The sequence below is a fragment of the Helicobacter trogontum genome (assembly GCF_000765905.2).
GTDB classification, from domain to species: domain Bacteria; phylum Campylobacterota; class Campylobacteria; order Campylobacterales; family Helicobacteraceae; genus Helicobacter_A; species Helicobacter_A trogontum.
In genome coordinates, this window is the sequence record NZ_JRPL02000008.1 from 42,197 (window position 1) to 62,373 (window position 20,177).

At 33.7% G+C, this 20,177-nt stretch carries 14 protein-coding genes; 5 read left to right on the forward strand and 9 right to left on the reverse strand.

Features of this window, described 5'->3' with window-relative positions:
- Positions 1-212: 212 nt before the first annotated feature.
- From lhgO to LS81_RS04835, 4 genes are all read right to left on the reverse strand, one after another.
- Complete coding sequence (gene lhgO / locus LS81_RS04820; RefSeq protein WP_138069874.1) at positions 213-1,412, reverse strand: L-2-hydroxyglutarate oxidase; 1,200 nt, start codon at positions 1,410-1,412, stop codon at positions 213-215.
- Positions 1,413-1,772: 360 nt separating this feature from the next.
- Positions 1,773-2,738, reverse strand: coding sequence for a glutarate dioxygenase GlaH (gene glaH, locus LS81_RS04825; protein WP_034346009.1), 966 nt, complete (start codon positions 2,736-2,738; stop codon positions 1,773-1,775).
- 436 nt (positions 2,739-3,174) lie between these two features.
- Positions 3,175-3,792, reverse strand: a complete 618-nt coding sequence (locus LS81_RS04830; protein ID WP_233715937.1) for a cyclic pyranopterin monophosphate synthase MoaC — start codon at positions 3,790-3,792, stop codon at positions 3,175-3,177.
- 32 nt (positions 3,793-3,824) lie between these two features.
- Complete coding sequence (locus LS81_RS04835; protein ID WP_034346011.1) at positions 3,825-5,012, reverse strand: succinyldiaminopimelate transaminase; 1,188 nt, start codon at positions 5,010-5,012, stop codon at positions 3,825-3,827.
- Positions 5,013-5,322: 310 nt separating this feature from the next.
- Here LS81_RS04835 and LS81_RS04840 point away from each other — a divergent pair, with 310 nt between their 5' ends.
- Both LS81_RS04840 and LS81_RS04845 read left to right on the forward strand, forming a co-directional pair.
- Positions 5,323-5,544, forward strand: a complete 222-nt coding sequence (locus LS81_RS04840; RefSeq protein ID WP_034316554.1) for a DNA-directed RNA polymerase subunit omega — start codon at positions 5,323-5,325, stop codon at positions 5,542-5,544.
- Positions 5,545-5,603: 59 nt separating this feature from the next.
- A complete protein-coding gene (locus LS81_RS04845; RefSeq protein WP_034346012.1) occupies positions 5,604-7,757 on the forward strand; it encodes a RelA/SpoT family protein in 2,154 nt (717 codons plus the stop codon).
- Between the two features lie 101 nt (positions 7,758-7,858).
- Here the strand turns inward: LS81_RS04845 and LS81_RS04850 are convergent, their stop codons facing one another.
- From LS81_RS04850 to LS81_RS04860, 3 genes are all read right to left on the reverse strand, one after another.
- A complete protein-coding gene (locus LS81_RS04850; RefSeq protein WP_034346014.1) occupies positions 7,859-8,131 on the reverse strand; it encodes a hypothetical protein in 273 nt (90 codons plus the stop codon).
- Between the two features lie 345 nt (positions 8,132-8,476).
- Positions 8,477-9,907 (reverse strand): Asp-tRNA(Asn)/Glu-tRNA(Gln) amidotransferase subunit GatB, encoded by a 1,431-nt coding sequence (gene gatB, locus LS81_RS04855; protein ID WP_034346016.1) that lies wholly within the window; start codon positions 9,905-9,907, stop codon positions 8,477-8,479.
- A gap of 345 nt (positions 9,908-10,252) precedes the next feature.
- Complete coding sequence (locus tag LS81_RS04860) at positions 10,253-11,386, reverse strand: toxic anion resistance protein (RefSeq protein ID WP_034346017.1); 1,134 nt, start codon at positions 11,384-11,386, stop codon at positions 10,253-10,255.
- A gap of 206 nt (positions 11,387-11,592) precedes the next feature.
- Here LS81_RS04860 and LS81_RS04865 point away from each other — a divergent pair, with 206 nt between their 5' ends.
- The 3 genes from LS81_RS04865 to LS81_RS04870 all read left to right on the forward strand — a co-directional run bounded on the left by LS81_RS04865 (position 11,593) and on the right by LS81_RS04870 (position 16,877).
- Entirely contained in the window at positions 11,593-12,291 is a 699-nt protein-coding gene (locus tag LS81_RS04865; protein ID WP_034346019.1) for a tetratricopeptide repeat protein, read from the forward strand.
- Positions 12,292-12,567: 276 nt separating this feature from the next.
- Positions 12,568-12,738 (forward strand): hypothetical protein, encoded by a 171-nt coding sequence (locus LS81_RS11625; protein ID WP_162846242.1) that lies wholly within the window; start codon positions 12,568-12,570, stop codon positions 12,736-12,738.
- 407 nt (positions 12,739-13,145) lie between these two features.
- Positions 13,146-16,877: an autotransporter outer membrane beta-barrel domain-containing protein gene (locus LS81_RS04870; RefSeq protein ID WP_052096522.1), complete on the forward strand. Its 3,732-nt coding sequence runs from the start codon at positions 13,146-13,148 to the stop codon at positions 16,875-16,877.
- Between the two features lie 1,400 nt (positions 16,878-18,277).
- Here LS81_RS04870 and mreC read toward each other — a convergent pair.
- Entirely contained in the window at positions 18,278-19,093 is an 816-nt protein-coding gene (gene mreC, locus LS81_RS04875) for a rod shape-determining protein MreC (RefSeq protein WP_034346021.1), read from the reverse strand.
- A 20-nt stretch (positions 19,094-19,113) separates the two neighbouring features.
- The gene (locus LS81_RS04880) at positions 19,114-20,151 is read right to left on the reverse strand and encodes a rod shape-determining protein (RefSeq protein WP_004088161.1); all 1,038 of its coding nucleotides are present in this window, start codon (positions 20,149-20,151) and stop codon (positions 19,114-19,116) included.
- Positions 20,152-20,177: the final 26 nt, after the last annotated feature.

The window sequence follows — 20,177 nt, forward strand, 5'->3', positions numbered from 1 at the left end:
ATGCTTATAAACATAGACACAAAGCTTACATCATTTGTTCACAATTTATATACGAAAGAGTTGGTAATTGAGTTAAACAAACTTAACAAAAACCAACGCTAATCTATAAAAACTCCTGTACTACAAGTTTGATTGGTGATTTGTCAAGATATAAATCTACCTTCCAGCAGCAATAGATATCTAAAAATATATGCTAGAAAGTGTAAGATACCTTATGATTCAAGCATTTCTTTTACTTTTTCCAAAATATGGGCACCTATAGGGATAGCAGAAGTCGCAGCAGGACTTGGTGCATTACATACATGAACCGATCTTGGTGTATTTACAAAAAGGAAATCTTCGATCAAATCACCAGAGTTACTCACAGCCTGTGCACGCACTCCAGCAGGATATGGACTTAAATCCTCCTTTGTAAGTTTTGGACAATATTTTTGCACAAGCTTTAGATAACCACCTTTGCAGAATGAATTTTTCATTTCAACAAGCCCTGTTTTTAGATTCTTATATATTACTTTTCTAATACCAGAGTGAGTTATCATTTCTGCAATATCATCGATAGAAATATCAGTCTTTGTGTATCCCTCACGTTTAAAAGCAAGCACAGCATTAGGACCAACCGTAACACTACCATCAATCATTCTTGTCAAATGCACCCCAAGAAAAGGCACACTAGGATCAGGAATAGGATAGATAAGGTGTTTTACAATTTGATTATGTTGACTTCGCAAACGATAATACTCACCACGGAAAGGACAGATAACAAAATCAGGTGTAATACCTAACATTTTCACAAGTTTATCCGACATAAGTCCAGAACACGTAACAAGATAACGACTTTCATATTGTCCTTTTGTAGTTTGAATGATCATACCTTGTGAGTGCTCTACCAAGCCAACAACTTCTGTGCTATAAAAGATGCTACCACCTTTTTCTTGAAAGCGTCTTGCCATAGCTTGTGTTACTTCCACATAGCTTACAATACCACTTGATGGAAAGAAGATACCGCCAAGTCCAGTAATGTTTGGCTCCCTCTCTTGCAATTCCTTAGAATCCAACCATGTTCGCTCCAACCCATTTGCTTCTGTGCGTTCCCACAAAGCCTTCATGCGTTCCATCTCAAGTGGTGTTGTTGCTACCAAAAGTTTACCACAAATGTCATATTTAATTCCATTTTCATCGCAAAAAGCTTTTGTTGCCTTATTTCCCTCGAAACAAAATTTTGCCTTCAAGCTTCCAGGAGTATAATACACACCTGCATGAATAACACCGCTATTGTGTCCAGTTTGATGTTGTCCAGCAGTCGCCTCCTTTTCGAGCAGTGCAACTTTCATACCTGGATAGGCATCCATAAGTTGCATAGCAACAGACATACCAATAATACCACCACCAACAATAACAAAATCATATATCATATTTTTTCCTTCGTAAAAGCATATTTCAGCACATATTTCACTCATATAGAACCATATTGAAGATCTATATTATAGCTCAAAAAGTATATATTAAAGATTTAAATCCTGATTTTAGTGCATCGCAAAATTTCCAACTAAAAATTAGAATTTTTAATTTAAAACCACAACAAGGGATTTACCATATTCAAAAATATTTCGAACCTATAAATATTTTAATTCAAGAATATGGTAAAGTTATTAGCCCCAACATATTTTTAACTAACACTTGTATGTATTTAAGTAGATATAATAAATGCCATAAACAAACCTCACTTTTGGAAGTGAGATTCTTCACTAAGATATCATCAAGCAATCATCAAATTATATAGCTGCTTTTTTCAATCCGTGATAGGCTTTAAAAGGATTAGAGGTAAATGAGAAATATCCTCTTTGACGCATAAGTTCTCTGCGTAAATTCTCATGACGTTCAAACTTATCCCTACCATGTAACCAGAAAAGATTGTTAATAAGTAAGAATTGACCCACTGGCACAGGGAATGAAAGCTTGTTTTTGCTATTTTCCAATGAATCTCCCATATCTGCAAGCCAAGTACCTTCTTCATAATCTTTTGGTTGTGCAAACTGATCAATAAATAACATAACAGGGCGACCATCAGTATCCACTTCAAATACTGGGTGATATGCATCCTCTGTTACATTTTTGCTTGGTGGTGCAGACCACTTAATAACACGTTTTGCCAAATGATGGTTAAAGTATTTATCCAAATCTTCCCAGTCATCAAGATGTAATAGTTGAGAATCTCCACCCTTCATATTTTGTTCATCAATTTTATACATCAACACATAGTCTGTAGTTTGATTCACATATGTACCATCATTGTGCAATTCAAGAGGTTTTTGTGGCTGACGCAAGTAGCTATCTGAATTGTCAGTATTAACAACAGCCCATCTTGCATAAAACTTACCTGTCATATCATCAAAATTTGAGCGACCAATCAAATGTACAAATGCAGTAGCAATTTTTACCATATCATCGCCTTGTGCTGCATCATTAATACCTTCTGGATTTACAAGTAAAGCACCTTGCTTTCTATTGCTTAGTGCATTTTGCAATACCTTCTGTAATTTATTATCACACAATCTATTAAGAATCTCAGCCACTCTGAATCGCAAGAAAGATTTATACTCAAGTGCTTGCACTGGATATTGTTCCACCTCTTTTAAAAACTGCGCAATAACCTCCTTGGTAAAAACCATCTCCAAAAGCCTTGGGGAATGTTTAGAGGGTGTTACCTTAAACTGCTTATTCTCAAAAATACTTGCCATGTCGTTCTCCTATCCTATAAAGTTGAAATGCTTGCGATTGCAAGAGTTATGGGGATTTTCCAAATCCTCGAGATAAGAATTACATGTTAAACATTAAATTTAGCTTAAATTGGTAATAATATACACTTTTTTATTTTGTAAAAATTATAAAATGTTACATATTTACAATATTAGATAAAAAATTATTATTATTAGAGATATAATGAGAATAAAAAATACAATTTTATTAAATCTTAGAAAATTTGCCATAAAAAAGCCTATTTTACGATAAAAAGTATATGAAATACACTTTTTATCGTTTATAGACTATTGTAAAATAGTTACAATTATATACTTGATTATATTTAAAGTGTTACTTTATATAACAATTAGAGTAATAAAAATTAGATATCATGAGGCATGTGGCTATATTTTGTTAGTGCACTAGAATTAACTTTTATCGCGTTAAACGCATTTGCGCGATAACTGCCATCTCATCATGCTTGAAGATTCCAAAGAGACTAAGTAATGTGGTTTGTAAGGCATACATAGATTCCATGTCTGGTGCTACTTGTGCATTTGCTTTGATACATACATTCACCTCAAAACCGCAATGTCCTTGCATCTTAACTACCTTTGTATGTTGCCTGTCAAATTGTGCTTGCTTATCTTGAAATTTTGTTATTGCTTGGTCAAACCTCATACGCATATTAGATTTTACTTCATTGTGTGGTTGCGGTGCTATCTTTGTTTCTTTATCTGTTCCAAGAGAAAAATGTTTAGGCTTAAAACTTGGGAGAAAGTTTGTATAATATTGCATCGTGTCTGTATGTATAGAATCTGTTGGGTGTATCTCAATGTCTATACTCTGCAAGGCTATTTGATAACACATTGTAAATATTTGACTTGCCTGTTTCGCAGCCTCTACGCCTGATGCTATAGCAACATGAATGTGCTTTGTATATGTAGAATCTGCCATAAAATTTGCAAAAGTCTGTGGCGATACTATAAGTAATCCCCCTGCATTACTTATTTGTTCTTTGTGTGGTTTGTTTGCGAGATTAGCTAATCTCATAGATATCGTATGCATTTTCAATCTCTCATGTATCATGAGATAAAATCATTGTAACAATCTTTTATCTCCAACAAAACTTTTCTCATTCTATCTTCCTCGTGAGTTAATGCTATACGTACATATCCCACTCCACTCGTATTTCTCCCAAGAAAAGAGCCAGGCAACACTTTGTGCCCAGTTTTACTATAAAGTTCTTGCGTAAAAAGCATATCGCTAGTAAAATCTTTAGGTATCACACGCTTTGTGTCTGCAACATGCAGCCACAGATAAAAGGTATAGGGATATATACGAGCATTTGGAAAAATCTCTTGAGCGATTTCTAGATTCTTAGCAAATTTTTTACGAATACTTAGAGCATACTCATCTTCTTGCCACGCAACTATACTTGCTTTTTGCAAAGTTAAAGGCATACTAATGCCAACATAAGTACGAAATACTTTGTAATCCTTTAAAATACAAGAATCACCAGCTATAAAGCCGCTACGCAAACCAGGTGCAGAAAGTCGCTTTGAAATGGAATTTATAACAAGTGTATTTTTAAACGAAGTATTACCAGCAGCCACACACGCCTCAAGCAAACTAGGTGGAGCATCATCCTTATAAATTTCGCTATAACACTCATCATTCACCAAAATAAAGTCATATTCAAGTGCAAGTTTTACCCATTCTATAAGCTCTTGTTTGTTCAAAATTTGCCCTGTTGGATTATTTGGTGAATTAAGAATTACCATGCTCACTTTCTCTAAATCAGATTTTACAAGCTTGGGTTTAAAATCATTTTGTTCGCATAGAGGCATATAAATAACATCAGCATGATTTGCAATCTGTGCACCTTCATAAATTTGATAAAATGGGTTTGGGAAAGCGAGTGTTGGCTTATTCTCTTTTTTGCATATACCACTTGTAAAAATAAAATGTGTAAAGTTAAAAAGCACTTCTCTTGAGCCAAATGTTGGAATTAGCTCAGATTCTTGTAATGCAATATTAAATCGTTTGTAGAAAAAATCTCTTTGCACTTCCTGCAGCTTGGTATCTAAACTTGGATAATAGCGGATTAAATCAGCATGATCACGCAAGGTTTGTACCACCTTTTCTGGTGCGTTAAATGCTGGTTCACCTATACTCAAATTTAGTCCATCACTGCCAACTCCACTAGCACTTGGATTACAAGATTCTAATAATGTTCGTAGTCGTTCAAATGGATATGGATTAAAAATCAAAATTACTCCTTTAATAATATAGATGCAAAATAATGCTGTAATTTTAGCAAAAAATCAATAAATTATAAGGCATAATACAAAAGTGTAATACTTCTTAAAACCAAAAATTGTTTTGATAAAATTTTCATAGAACTTTGTATTTTCAGTATGACAAAAAGTAAACAGAAAAATAGACATATGAATGACACTCATCTATCCTATACATTGCATATTGCAATAGATAAATAAAAACTAGAAACACAACGAGATACTATAAATTAATATTTTTTTGCTATAATGCAGCACTTTATCATTTTCATTGGAGAATAGAATGGTGACACGAACCGAACAAGTAATCGCTAAAGCATTAGAACAAACAGGGAACGACAGATACAAGCTTTCTGTGCTAGTATTTGCAAGAGTTAAAGAGCTTAGTGTGGGTGCACAACCATTACTTAACTATCCAGATGATTATCTAAGACGAATGGAGCCATGCGACATTGCTTTGCAAGAAATAGCTGATGGCAAAGTAACTCTTGCAAGTCATCTTTAATACATTGTAAAATTTTACGACATTGTCGTGATAAAGATCGTTACACCTAAGGTTATTGCATGGAGTTTTTTAACAATTTAGCACAAATTGAAACAATAGATGATGCACTAAAACAATTAGAATCTTTGCAAACGATTACACCAAAAATTGTAAAAGCCTTAGAAGATGCACAGAAATTCCATGAAGGGCAATTACGCAAAAGTGGAATACCCTATGTCGTGCATCCTATATGTGTAGCTTGTATTGTGGCACATTGTGGTGGTGATGAGGCTATGATCTGTGCCGCGTTATTGCATGATATTGTCGAGGACACATTATGTGAGCTTGAATATGTTTATGAAAATTATGGTGATGAGGTTGGCGCATTAGTTGATGCTCTAACAAAAATTGTTGAAATTCGCAATGAAGAGCTCACTTCAGATACAAGCGATAAAAAGCTTGTCGTGCAGGCATTATCTTTTCGAAAAATACTTATAGCAAGCATACAAGATGCAAGAGTGCTTATCATAAAAATTAGTGATAGAATGCATAATATGTTAACACTTGATGCCTTAAGCACAGCAAAACAAATAAGAATTGCAGAAGAAACGCTTGTTGTGTATGCACCTATCGCACATAGACTTGGTATGTCGTCATTAAAAAACGAGCTAGAAGATAAGAGCTTTTATTATATCTATGCTGACTCTTATAATAAAATACAAGAAGAAAAAAATGCAAAAAGACAAAATCTTGAATTGCGTCTCAATGATTTCACACAAAAAATTTCAAAACTTCTATTAAATAATGGCTTTTTGCGAGATAGCTTTGAAATTCAAAGCAGAATTAAACGTAATTACTCTATATACTTGAAAATGCAAAGAAAAGGCATTAGTATGGATGAAATGCTAGATCTACTTGCAGTTCGTATTATTGTAAAGAATCAAATAGATTGTTACCGTGCTTTAGGTATAGTGCATATCAACTTAAATCCTATACCATCACGACTAAAGGATTATATTGCATTGCCAAAAGAAAATGGCTATCAAACAATACATACTACAGTTTTTGATGATGGAGCAGTTTATGAAGTTCAAATCCGCACCTATGATATGCATAAAAGTGCTGAAATGGGTGTAGCAGCACACTGGAAATACAAAAGCGGCAGTATTTCGCCAAATCTTAACTGGCTTAAAGACATGAAGGAAAGCAGCAGTGTAAGCAAGAGTGCTGAAGAGTTCTATGAAGTAACAAAAAACGATCTCTACAGAGAAGACATTGTAGTTTTTGGTCCTGATGGGAAAACTTTTAGCTTACCAGTTGGATCTGTCGTCCTTGATTACGCATACGCAGTGCATAGCGATGTGGGAGATATGGCAGAAAAAGCCTTTGTAAATAATCAAAGAGTATCCTTATTGCAAAAGTTAAAAAGTGGTGATATTGTAAAAATAGAAAAAGGTGATGTCGCACAAACACGTTGCACTTGGATTGATTCTGTAAAGACTTCAAAAGCCAAGATTCATATGCGTACAATGTGCCACAACAAGATAAAAGAGATTGACAAAAAGGTGGCTATTAATATTTTAACAACTATCTTTGATAAAGAACATAAGTTCTTTGATGAGTTTATAAGAAATCACAATTTAGAAGATCGAATAGGACAAGCAGCAACAGATTTAGCTTTTTTGCAAGAGATTACAAATGATTTTAAGAGAGAATATAAGATTGATAATAGTTTCTTTGCATTCATGCGTTTTAAAACACTGAATTTACGGGAACAGGTTTTTGATAACCTAATCTTACATACAAATAGAAATATCAGTGAATTAATTTTTGATCATTGTTGCCATCCAAAATTTGGAGATTCAGTGGTAGCCATAAAAAATGGGCAGCGTGCAATCGTGCATCATAAACTCTGCAATAAAGCAAATGAGCGAATCAATCAAGGAATCAATCAGCTATTTGTAACATGGGCAAAACATGCAAAAGTAAGCTTTAGAGTTATAGTTTCATTTGAAAACAAGCAAGGAGCAATCGCGGAGTTCCTTACGACTTTAGCCAAACATAATTATAATGTCATAAAGGTGGAATATGATGGGCATAAAAATAGCTTCTCGCCAGTGTGTGAGGTTATTATAGAATCTGATCAAAAAGATACAAAGATAATTAAGGAAATATTGCAAAAGAAATATAGGATTATTAAATTTGTAAATCTTAAAGATGCTTATCAAGAATAAATAGAATTATACTGCCCTCTCCATTTTTTTAAGAAACACATATATCAAGCTAATGTAATGTTTTACACACCATTTTAAAGCCATATTTTCAAAAGTTCAGCCTATAAATGTATTTTAAAAAGTTTCATAACCTCTAAAAAACCATACATAAAACTTACTTCATAAAAGCATCTTTTAGCACGACTTCTACCTTTAGACTCGTAAGATGCTTTTATATAGAATCTTCTTGCTATGACATCTCTATTTGCATTATTGCTTAGGCTTAGGTTACATATATTGCTGTTGTTAAAGTGTGTAAAAGGCTGATGTGTTATAAGTGCTTGTTTTGCTTGTAATATTGCAAAACGGATTAACTGGTGATAAATAATGAACATATATACAAAATACCACCTTTTTATATCAATAAGCAAGTAAAATGAGAGAAGGAAAAGTATAAATATCTTTTTGAGTGGAATTATGCCGCATTGATGTTATAGTATTATCAATTCTTAGATTTCCATTTGCTATGCCTACATCCATAAGTTATATAAACTAAATTACTTGATTGAAACCAAATAACCACCTTGCAAGAATACAATACAATGCTTTTTTATACTCCCTCTCACTAAGTTGTGTAAGAGAATACCACTTTTTATATTTTTATAAAACTAGAAACTTATTTGACACACATACCACTCTACTATATATTGCTCCTATATATCACAAATCTGTTTCACCAGCTATCCTTGTAACCGCTCCCTTAAAAGCTCATTAACTCTTGCAGGATTCATACCTTTGGTTTGTTTCATGACTTGCCCTACAAAAAAGCCTAGCATCTTTTCTTTACCTGATCTATACTCTGCAACTTTATCCTGATTTGCCGATAAGAGCGTATCGATAACTTGTAGTATCGCACCATCATCATTAATTTGTTCTAATCCCAATTCCTCAATTAGAGCATCTACATCTCCGCCTCTTTTCTCTACTAATACATCAAGAATCTCTTTTGCACCCGCACCACTAATCTTTTGAGATTCAATGCGTTGCAACAATACTGAAAATACCATCTCGCTAATACCACAAGTAGCAAGTGTATTGCCATTTTTCAATCGCCCTTGCAACTCCACACTTAGCCATGTGCATGCCAAACGTGGCGATATCCCCTCTCCTACCATATATTCAAAATACCGCACCATATCGATGTCTTGCACCAATACCTTCGCATCACTCTCTTTAATACCAAGTGTTTCTACATATCTTTTAATCTTAGAATCTGGCATCTCAGGGATGTTCTTGGCACGCTCTAATAATGCTTTATCAAGAAAAACAGGTAATAAGTCTGGATCATTAAAATAGCGATAATCCGCACTTTCTTCCTTGCCACGCATAGATTTTGTTACACCCTTATCGGTATCAAACAGGCGTGTTTCTTGATACACTTCTGTATCATAAGTGCCATTCTCAAAAGCATTTTGTTGTCTTGATACCTCATATTCAATAGCCTTTTGGATAAATTTAAAACTATTAAGATTCTTAATTTCAACCCTTGTGTAAAACTTAGTCTCACCCTTTGGGCGAATAGACACATTTGCATCACAACGAAAGCTTCCCTCCTGCATATTCGCATCGCTTATACCAAGAAATTTTACAATAGCATGAAGCTTTTTTAAATAGGCTATTGCCTCTGTGCTACTACGCATATCAGGCTCACTCACAATTTCAAGCAATGGTGTACAAGCACGATTTAAATCAATCTTTGAATATGCACCTTCGTGAATATTTTTACCTGCATCCTCTTCTAAATGTGCCCGTGTGATACCGATAGTCTTTGTCTTTCCATCAACCTCTATGTCAAGCCCCCCCCTGCCAACGATAGGAATCTCAAACTGACTAATCTGATAAGCTTTTGGTAAATCTGGATAAAAATAATTCTTGCGTGCAAATACAGAATTTTGATGTATTGTTGCCCCAATTGCAGTACCAAATGCAATGGCTTTTGCCACTGCCTCTTCATTCAACACAGGAAGTGCACCAGGCAATCCTAAACACACAGGACACACATTTGTATTTGGAGATTCTCCAAAACTTGTCGGACATGAACAAAAAATCTTTGTTTTTGTATTTAACTGCACATGCACTTCTAAACCGATAATCGTTTCAAAACTGCTCATAATTTTCCTTTATGTTATAGAATCTTCTTGCCAACTATTTTCATATTATACATAAATCTTTACAGAATATAGTGTCTAATTCTAAGAAATGCCACGTCTTGCAATTCGCACAAATAGCAAAGGTTCAGATTCTATATTATTATTTTTTCACCCAATAAAAAATAAGAAAAATATATTTTAGCAAGACATCTTAAAACTTGTATATTGCTAATACTAGGGATATAATGAATATTTATTCATGAATTTGTGAATACAGATGATATTAGAAGCTATATTGGTTTTGAGCATACCAAAATGAAGATTTTAATTATCTTCTAGCTTTCACTTAATCTATGTTAGACTAAATTACCCCATTATTCTTTTTTTCTTTTCACTCATTTCATCAATATACTGATTATATAGCTTGATATTTTCTTGCATTTTTGGTAGTGCATTGATTCTAAAATTTTGTGTGTCTTCCATTGCACTCAATACATCATCAAAAGCATTTTTGAGTTTTTCCATATCAAGCATTGCATTTGCTGCACCTTGCTGTATAGCTGCACCTTGCTGTTTTAGATTGGTTGCATTTTGTGCAAGCAAGTCGCTTGTTGTCGCATTAATATCATTAACCGCTTTTAGCACCCTTTGTTGTTGATCAAGCCCTTGCGAAGTAATGATGGCCACATTGAGTGCATTAAGCGTCACGCTTTTTGTCCTATCCACACTATTTGCAAGCTCTTTGTTATTATTAATAAGCGTTTTAATGGCAATTTCACCTTGCGTATGAACTAGGATTTGTTGCTGGAAATCCGTGATTTTTTGTTTCAATGGAAAAAGGATTTGATTTTGTATTTCTAGTCGTTTTTCTGGACTAAGCTCTTGAGATGTTACAACCGCATAGACATCTTGCATAGAATCTTGTGCATGTGTTTGTGCAGGCAATGTGCTAGATTCCACATTCTGATTTTGTGTAAGTATATGTGTATTTTGTGTTGTTGGACTTTGATTATTTGTATCTTGAGCCAATAAGGATTCTATATAATTGTTTGCTTCTAATGCAAGTTGCAATTGTACTTTTATTTTTTCTGCGAGCTCGGCATTTTTTGTTGCTTCAATTTCCAATGCAACATTATCACGCAAAAGGATTTGTTTACCCTCTTCAAGCTTTTTTACCAGCGAATCAAGCAATGCCTGATTTTCTTGAAATTTATCAAAGTATTTTTGCATGAATTTATTTTTGCCAAATAGTTTATCAAAAAATGAGAGTTTAAAATTACTTGGATTAATATCATTTACTGCATTTTTTAACGCATTAAGTGCGTTGTATACTGGTTTATCTGTTGCTTCAAAGTTGGCTAGATTTCCACGCACCATTTGGCTAATTTGCATACTCTCATTTTTTTCTTGTTCTGCAAATCTATCAACCATATCACGATTTATCTTATTTCCTTGAATTGCTGATTGCAAATCGCTTAGAAGTGTATTTGTTTGTGTCATTGCTACTCCCTTTCTAATTTCTAACATTCATTGATTATAGCTCATAAACATAACGCAAAAATTATATCAAAATTAAGCTTATTTTACATAATGTTATACATAACCTACTTTTTGTTTGATTATATCGGGGTTATATTTGATTATTTACTATAAATTTTAGGCTATAATTGAACTCTAGATTCTAAAAACACGTAAAAAGAGGAAATATGTTATCTACATTAAAAATATTGCTATTTTCTGGTGTAATTTTTATGCAAGATAATGCAACTTCACAAGCTAACATGAATGCATTCATATCGCAAAATGGAATACCGACATTACAAAATGAAAGACATGATAGGGCAGCTAAACTTGTAGCACAAAGCTCTTATGTAGATTTGATAGAGGGTGATACAACACGTGCTTTGGAGCTTTTGAAAGAGGCTTGTAATCTTGAATATGGTCGTGCATGTTGGTATTATGCATATGAAACACAAAAAGATGAAGATGCATTGCACGCACAAAAAGTATTGCAACAATCATGCTTTGCACCATCCGCAAATGAATACAATGGTGAATCTTGCACATATCTTGGCATTATGGTGTCACACAATAAAGCAAATATAACAGAGAATGAGCAAGAGCTTTATACTCGTGCATGTGAACTCGGAGATGGGTGGGGTTGTTATCGCTTAGCAAGTGATTTTATTATTGATGAAGATACAGAACAAGCCAAAGAAATTGAAGACAGAGCTCTAAATATTCTCACTCAAGCTTGTAATAATGGTGAAGCTGCAAGTTGCTATTTTACTGGCAGTATATATTCGGAAAGTCAGGACAAACAAACTAAGGCTCGTGAATTTTATGAAAAAGGATGTAAGCTTGGTGATGGTGATTCATGTGATGAATTAAAGTTGGGCAAATAAAAATATCCTAAAGCATTTCATATATTATCGAAAGCACATTTATAGAAGTTTGGCTCATAAGATATATCCAAAAGAGTCTAATAGCTCTTCTAAAACATATTAGCCTAAAATATAGAATCTAAAGATTAGATTCTATATTTTAGGCTAGACTTTTCCTTTTTGCAGTATAGCTGCAGAGCAAATATTTATAAATTTATAGAATAAAGTAATTAATTTTTATGAGTTTGGATTATTTTTTGCTAACAAATAATGTAAATTATATTGTAGGGGTATCTAATGAGATTATTTATTATTGTTGGGTGTATTATTAGCGTTATAACATTCTCTGGTTGTGGTGAAAAAAAACCTAAACCATCAGGTGCATTTGTTAGCACACAATGTAAAATGGTATGCAACAATACACAATGCGATCAGGTTTGCACACAAGTTAGGGGCACTTTGAAATAATTATATGATCTAGACGTACAAAAACTTAATCTTATTTATGCATAAATAGAGCTATTCTGCCATAAAACAAGGTAGCTAAACCATGCACAATGAGATTAGATAAGGCTTGTGTGGTTTATTGTCGATTTTTTGCCTCCTCACTTCCAATGTCCATTCTAGTCAAACACAAGATGTCTAAACAAGAATCTTACAATTCTATATACTAGCTTCTTTAATGCCATAAAAAGGGTTTGCAACTTAAATTACATAGCAAAAATCATTATACATACGCAATTTTACATTATGAAACACAATAATACACAACAACGTATCAAATTTTATTGATTTTAATTCTTAGTTTGATTTTGGATTACAAACTATCGATAAGCTTCATATAATGATAATAATGACTAATAAGGTGGTAGATTATGTACTATCGTTTTTCTTTTGCATTTGCGTGTTTGGCAGTGCAGTTTTCGTTTGCTTCCGCTGTTGATGAAACTTTTCATTATCAAGATTATCTTGATTTTGGTAATAATACTGGGCGTTTCACCCCAGGTGCACAAAATCTTACAATCACCTCAAGAGATTCAAACACGACTTTGCATTTTAATGCACCTATGCCCAACTTCAGTGCGGCAAATCTTAGAGGTAAATGGAAAAGTGAATTTACCAATATTGGCGCTGGCTATGCCATCAGTGCGGCACACATGTTTGATAACAATCAAGCTAAAGATGTGGCAAAAAAGCATGCAACTCTAAATTTTGGTGGTGTAGATAGCATTATTGTAGGTGCGAGTAATAATTTTAAAAACTGGACTGAATATAAAAAAGGAAACCCTGACTTTGTTGTGCTTAAAATGAATAAGTTTAATCTAAATAGTGCAGCCCAAATTAGTCCAGAGTTGCAATTCACTTCGTCAAGATCAGATCAATCAAGTGCAACAACAATTATAGAGAAGTATAAAGACAATTACAAAGATACTTGTGATGTGTATGGAACAAATTGTAATGATAATGTTGGTAAGGGACAACTTAAAGATTCTAGTCGCTATACATACTACGCACGTTCTGGTACAGGTATGCAAAAACTTGGACCAAAAGAAGCAGATCGAGCTGCAACAACGATTTCTGAACATGATAAATTTATCACAAGTGGTTTTAATAAACTTGATACAAACGAACTTGGTAATTCTCAGTTTGTAGTTAAATTTCGCAACGAAACAGGTTATTGGGGAGCAACAAATCGAAAACGTGTTGATTTTTCAAGCTCCTCTGCACCTGGTGACTCTGGCTCAGCAATCTATGTATATGATAATAAATTAGGGCAATGGTTTGTTATCGGTGTGGTAAGCACAAGCAATTGTAATACGTTTGATGATACCGCCTACACATGCACAGAAGCGACTTATGGGTTAATCAATGAGGCTTTAATTGAGGATTTTAAAACTAAATATAGCACACCCGTTCTTACAGGTGGCACATATACACTTGGAGATGATGGGTTAAAAAAAGACCAAAAGGATATGGGTGCACACGTTATCACAGGCAATGTAAAAGGCGAAATAACATTTCCAAACTACTTCCAAAAAGATACTTTTATTGCACGTAATAATGAAATGGAAAAGTCTAAAGACATATATCTAAGTGGCAATGGCACAATTACATTACAATCTGATGTTGATCTTGGTGCGGGTGGGCTTATTGTAGAAAAAGATGCAAAATGGACAATTGCCAATAAAAATTCCAATAATAATTGGCTGATCTTGGGTGGGATCTCTACTGATACAGGTGCACAAGTAACCTATCATGCTAAAACAAAAGACAATGATTTTCTGCACAAGATTGGTAATGGAGATCTTATTGTTACCTCAAGTAGTCCGAATGCTGGTTTGCGTATAGGTGATGGGCGCGTGGTGTTGCAAAATAATGGCGATCAAGTAAGTTTTAAAGAGGTATATTTTACAAGTGGGCGAGGCACACTCCAAATTAGTAAAGCAAGTAATATTGATACAAATCATATTTATTTTGGTGTAGGTGGCGGGACACTTGATATGAATGGACAAAATCTCACTTTTAATAGAATCTATGCAAGTGATAGCGGTGCAGTTATTGCTAACACAAATGCTACGAATAGCACGCTTTCAATAAACAATGCTGAAAACTATCTCTACCATGGACAGATTAACTCAAATCGTGGAGGTATTAATATTAATTCCAGCTCAAAACACGATCTTGCCTTTGATGGTGGAATAGATAATGCTAATGGGAGTTTTGATTTTAGCGGTAAAGAGCTCACTTTTCAAGGTAAGCCCATAACACACGCATATGTGGATTGGGAGGTAGCCAATAAACTCAAAGGATATGGACAAAATGTATTCACTACTCCAACAAGTGCTACACAAGTTGACTGGCTTACTCGTAGCTACAAGTTAAAAACACTTGCTATTAATAATGGGGCAACATTTACACTTGCACATAATGCCGTTTTGGAAGTAGAAAATCTTAATGCTAATAATGCTACAATAAACTTGGGTAGTAAAAGGGTATGGATAGATTCTAAAGATGGAGAAAATGTAAAGTCTAGACTCTATGGTGGTAATGTAGAAAGTTCTTCTTATGGAGATGGAAAAGCTTATGGTGTGGGAGAAGATATGGAATTTAACCAAAACCTTACACAGGGATATAGCAATACGATAGAGAATGTGCGTTTTAAAGGTGATCTTAATCTTGCAAATTCTGATGCCAACCTTACAAGTATGGAATTTGTTGGGAATATTAAAGCTGACAATATGAGCCCAATCAACCTTAGTAATTCAAAACTTCAGGGTAATATAACATCAAATGGGGCACTAAATCTTAGCCACTCCTATATAAATGGTAAAATCAGCACAAATGCTTTAAATGCAAACAACACGACTTTCGTTGTAAATGTAGATTTAGATTCTAAACAAGCAAACAATGTAATTGAGGCAAGTGCATCCGCAAGTGGAAATGCAAACATTTTAATGCTTAATCTTTTGCAAACACCAACTGATACAAGTGTGGATAACATACTACTTGCATCACTTCAAGATACAAATAAAACCTTGACACAAAACTACTTTGATACACCAAATGTAAAGTATGGTTTTAGTGTTTATAAACCAAATGTCACATTTAACCGAGATAAAGATAACAAAGCGCAATGGCAGCTTAGCAAACTAGAGAAAACAAATTCATATTTTGATGTGAGTGATAATAATCCAGCCATCAATCAAGGAAATGGACTCTTTAATCAAGTGCTTTTGAGCTATCTCATCGAATGGAACAACATACAAAAGCGTATGGGTGAGTTACGAGATAATCCAAGTGCCTATGGTGCATGGATACGGACATTTGGTGGAAGCAATAGTGATGGTAGCTACAGAGGCAACTTCTTTGAAATGCAGCTTGGTGGAGACTATCAATTCAAGCTTAACTATGCTGATGTATATGCAGGTAGCATGTTTAACTATACTCGCAATATGTTGCAAGGTGATAATACAAATATACAAAGTGATGGTTTTGGACTTGGCGGTTATGCAAGCATGCTTTTTCATAATGGGTTTTATCTAGATAGTGTATTGCGTTACGTGCGTTATATAAATAACACTAATATTTCTTTTATTCCAAGTGGTGGTGCAGTAATTCCAATGCGCAATAACTCTGGCATAAATAGCTTGATATTTAGTGTTGAGGGTGGATATCGATATATGTTCATGAATGCTTATTATGTTGAACCACAAATTGAATTTATAACAGGTTATATCGGTAGCGTAACTATTGGTAATCCACAAATCTACCTAACATTGCAAAGTTCTACGCCATTAAGTGGGAAAGTTTCACTATTTAGCGGGAAACAAGCAAAATTTGGAGCATCTAGCATCTTTGATTCTCTAGGATTTAGAGTAGGATTTGGTTATGCTTTTGACATGAAAGCTTATGGTGACAGAGTTTTAAGTGATTTAAACGGATCAAAATTCTATAAGGGTATTCAAGATCAAAGGATGTTTGTAAATCTTGGTACAGGCTATATTTTAGGAAATAGCCATCGATTTAACTTTGAATTAGAACGAAGTTTTTTTGGTAAACTAAATATTAATTGGCTTATGAACGCCTCTTATAGACTTAGCTTTTAGCAGCTAAAGTCAAAGAGTTTTTAGATTGCTTAAGTATTTATACTCCTTTGCATAGCGATAATATGCAAAGTGGGCTTTCATCTAAAAACTTCATATGATCTATATTTCTCTACAAAAAATACTTTTACTCTTTCATGCATCATAACTACGACTAGAATTTATAAAAAGTGGTTTTGTCTGAATTTCAGTATTGTTTTACATAAAAAATCAAACTCAGTGATTTCAAATCTTATTAGAATATGTTTTAGCATGGAGCTTAGAAAAGTCTTTAAAATTAAACACAATAAAATCTTAAAAGACAAGAGTTTTGATATACCATCAAAGAGAGCATATTGAGATGATATAAAACAGCATTCAGACTTCTTGATAGTTTAATGCAAAAAACTTATTCATATTTCATTTATTGAGAATCTTCAAAGAATCTACTTGCTTAAACTGAAATTCTCTATATTTATCATTAATTTACACACCTAGTTATATGTGGCTATATGTGTGCATAACAAGCAGTTTAAAGTTAAATAAGAATCTATTAAATAAGAAATGATCAAACTTTGCATATTAATTATTCAGAAAACACAAGTAATAGACTATTAATTTTAAGGATTTATCCACAAATGCATGGGAATAAAGTAAGTACTATATGACTTGTTTTATTTACCAATACCAACACCATTCAGCATATATTCTATAATAAACCATTTTAAGCTATATTTACAATGTTTCTAACTTTTGTGTGACAAGCTCCAATGTTTTTGATACTTCAATAAGATATGTATAAAAATGTTTTTAGATATTTTTAATGTGCTTTAGGAGTGTGTTATTTAGGGAATTTTATAGACACTAAGGGTATAATTAAGTATATAAGCTATGTTTAATTATAAAATGAACTTTTCAAATAAGAAAACCGAATAATAAAAATTTATAAAAACTAGCAAAAAATGAATCACTATAAAAAGCAATCCTAATCTTATAGAAATATTAGGGATATATTACAATGAAGGAGAGAATGAAGAGCAACTTGTAAATTATAGAAGTACACTTCCATATAAGTAAATACAAAGGGCGGTATGTTCATAGGATAATACACTCATATCTATAATCAAAAATCCTAAATATTAAGAAATGATTATAAGCAATACAACATGCATTGCAAAGTATATTGTGCGATCAATAAAATTAAAAAATATTCTAATTAAATAATATAACACTAGACATATTATTTAGATTAATCTTTTGTTTTACCATGCAATTATCCATCAAACTTGCAAACATCAACATATCAAATAACTCGTTATGTATCATACATATTTGATTAATGTGTATGATCGCAAGACTTTTACCCTATAAATCCTGCACTAAGATTTAAAAAAATATTTTTACAAGAATAGGGTAAACGACTTCTAGTTATCATCCTCTTGTCTAAACATATTTGTGTTTAAATTTGTTGTTTGAGGAATCTTTGTGTCAATTAACCATACATAACTTAATCGATTACTAAATCTATGGGGTTTTAGCTCGGCATGCAGATAGCCATTCTCTGGCTTAATACTCCCAATTACACCAACTTGCACATCTTCAAAAAATATACCATCTAGTCCACTTGTCACTACATTGTCTCCGCTTTTGATACTCTGCCATGCTGGAATATAGTCAATCACAATATCACCATTCTCCATAGTGCGTAATGTACCTGGCACACGATTTTCACCAATATACACACTATAGCTGCAATCTCTATCGCCATTTAAGATTCCAAGCAAATGATTATCAACCATTTTGGCAATACCAATCGCATAGCCATCTTTTACGAGACCAAAAATTTTTGGTTCATCACTTAGATGTGTGTAATCCATCCAAATCTTTGTATATGTGCCAAGTGTCATATAGGATAATACTTTAACTAGATGTACATCTGGATCTGAGTAATGTCTCTCACTCTCAAGAGCATAATGTAAATTATCAAACTCTGCTTGCAATGCTTTATGTTTTATAGAATCTATTTCTAATTGCTCAATTTTTTCACGCATATTCTTGATTTGTGTGGCTTGATTCATGTAATCATTGATAAAAAGAGTCAAGTTTTCCTTTTTATCATTATAATATTTCTTAATCTGCAATGTTATATCAAGAGTGTATTCTTGCAAAAATGGGATATACCCAAATGCTATAGCCACGATAAAGCATAGTGCTACAATGATAACATAGAATCTTCTCACACTATTGCCTCTTTTAGAATCTAACTTCTTGCTGCAATTTTTTCAAGCATATCTAAATTCCCCATTGCTTCACCCGTGCCCTTTGCCACAGCCAATAAGGGCTCATCACCAACATATACAGGAAGCTTCACAATATCTGAAAAATATTTATCAAGATTGCGTATTAACGCACCACCACCAGTCAAGACAATACCATTTTCTACAATATCACCTGCTAAATCTGGCGGAACTTCCTCCAACACACCTCTTAACGCATTCCCCATCTCTTTAATAGGATCTTTAATCGCTTCTCGTATATCTTCACTCGTCAATTCAATAGAGTTTAATAACCCACTTACTTGATCTCTTCCCTTGACTAATTTCACCAAGGGTGTATCAAGTGGTGCAGCACAACCAATTTCAATCTTAATCTCTTCTGCAGTCCTATCACCAATAAGCAAGTTAAATTTCTTGCGGACATATTCCATGATTGCAGTATCCAACTTATCACCAGCTATTCGAATGGATTTTGAAATAACAAGTCCACCAAGTGATAATACGCCAATTTCAGTCGTCCCACCTCCAATATCAACTACGAGGCTGCCTTGAGGTTCTTGGATAGGTAAACCTGCACCAATGGCTGCCGCTAATGGCTCCTCTATAAGAAAGACTTCCCTAGCACCAGCACTCATTGCAGACTCTTTAACCGCCTTTCTCTCAACAGAAGTAAGTCCATAGGGCACACATACCATAATACGAGGTCGCACAAAGGATTTTCGTTTATGCGCACGCTCTATAAAATATCTTATCATTTTTTCAGTGATTTCAAAATCCGCAATGACACCATCACGTAAAGGTCGTATAGCACGAATATTATCTGGCGTCTTTCCTATCATCTCCTTTGCTTCTTTACCAACAGCAAGAATCTCCCCATCACGATATTTATCAACTTTTACTGCCACAATCGAAGGTTCATTGATGAGAATTTCATGACCCTTTATCATCACAATCGTATTTGCAGTCCCCAAATCAATTGCAATATCATGTGAAAACCAACCAACTAACTTATTTAAAAACACTTTACAATCTCCTTATTGAATAAAAA

Bases quoted from the DNA above. Each gene is read 5' to 3' on its own strand.
- lhgO (WP_138069874.1), bottom strand. From the start codon at position 1,412: ATGATATATGATTTTGTTATTGTTGGTGGTGGTATTATTGGTATGTCT.
- glaH (WP_034346009.1), bottom strand. From the start codon at position 2,738: ATGGCAAGTATTTTTGAGAATAAGCAGTTTAAGGTAACACCCTCTAAA.
- LS81_RS04830 (WP_233715937.1), bottom strand. From the start codon at position 3,792: ATGAGATTAGCTAATCTCGCAAACAAACCACACAAAGAACAAATAAGT.
- LS81_RS04840 (WP_034316554.1), top strand. From the start codon at position 5,323: ATGGTGACACGAACCGAACAAGTAATCGCTAAAGCATTAGAACAAACA.
- LS81_RS04845 (WP_034346012.1), top strand. From the start codon at position 5,604: ATGGAGTTTTTTAACAATTTAGCACAAATTGAAACAATAGATGATGCA.
- LS81_RS04850 (WP_034346014.1), bottom strand. From the start codon at position 8,131: ATGTTCATTATTTATCACCAGTTAATCCGTTTTGCAATATTACAAGCA.
- gatB (WP_034346016.1), bottom strand. From the start codon at position 9,907: ATGAGCAGTTTTGAAACGATTATCGGTTTAGAAGTGCATGTGCAGTTA.
- LS81_RS04860 (WP_034346017.1), bottom strand. From the start codon at position 11,386: ATGACACAAACAAATACACTTCTAAGCGATTTGCAATCAGCAATTCAA.
- LS81_RS04865 (WP_034346019.1), top strand. From the start codon at position 11,593: ATGTTATCTACATTAAAAATATTGCTATTTTCTGGTGTAATTTTTATG.
- LS81_RS11625 (WP_162846242.1), top strand. From the start codon at position 12,568: ATGAGATTATTTATTATTGTTGGGTGTATTATTAGCGTTATAACATTC.
- LS81_RS04870 (WP_052096522.1), top strand. From the start codon at position 13,146: ATGTACTATCGTTTTTCTTTTGCATTTGCGTGTTTGGCAGTGCAGTTT.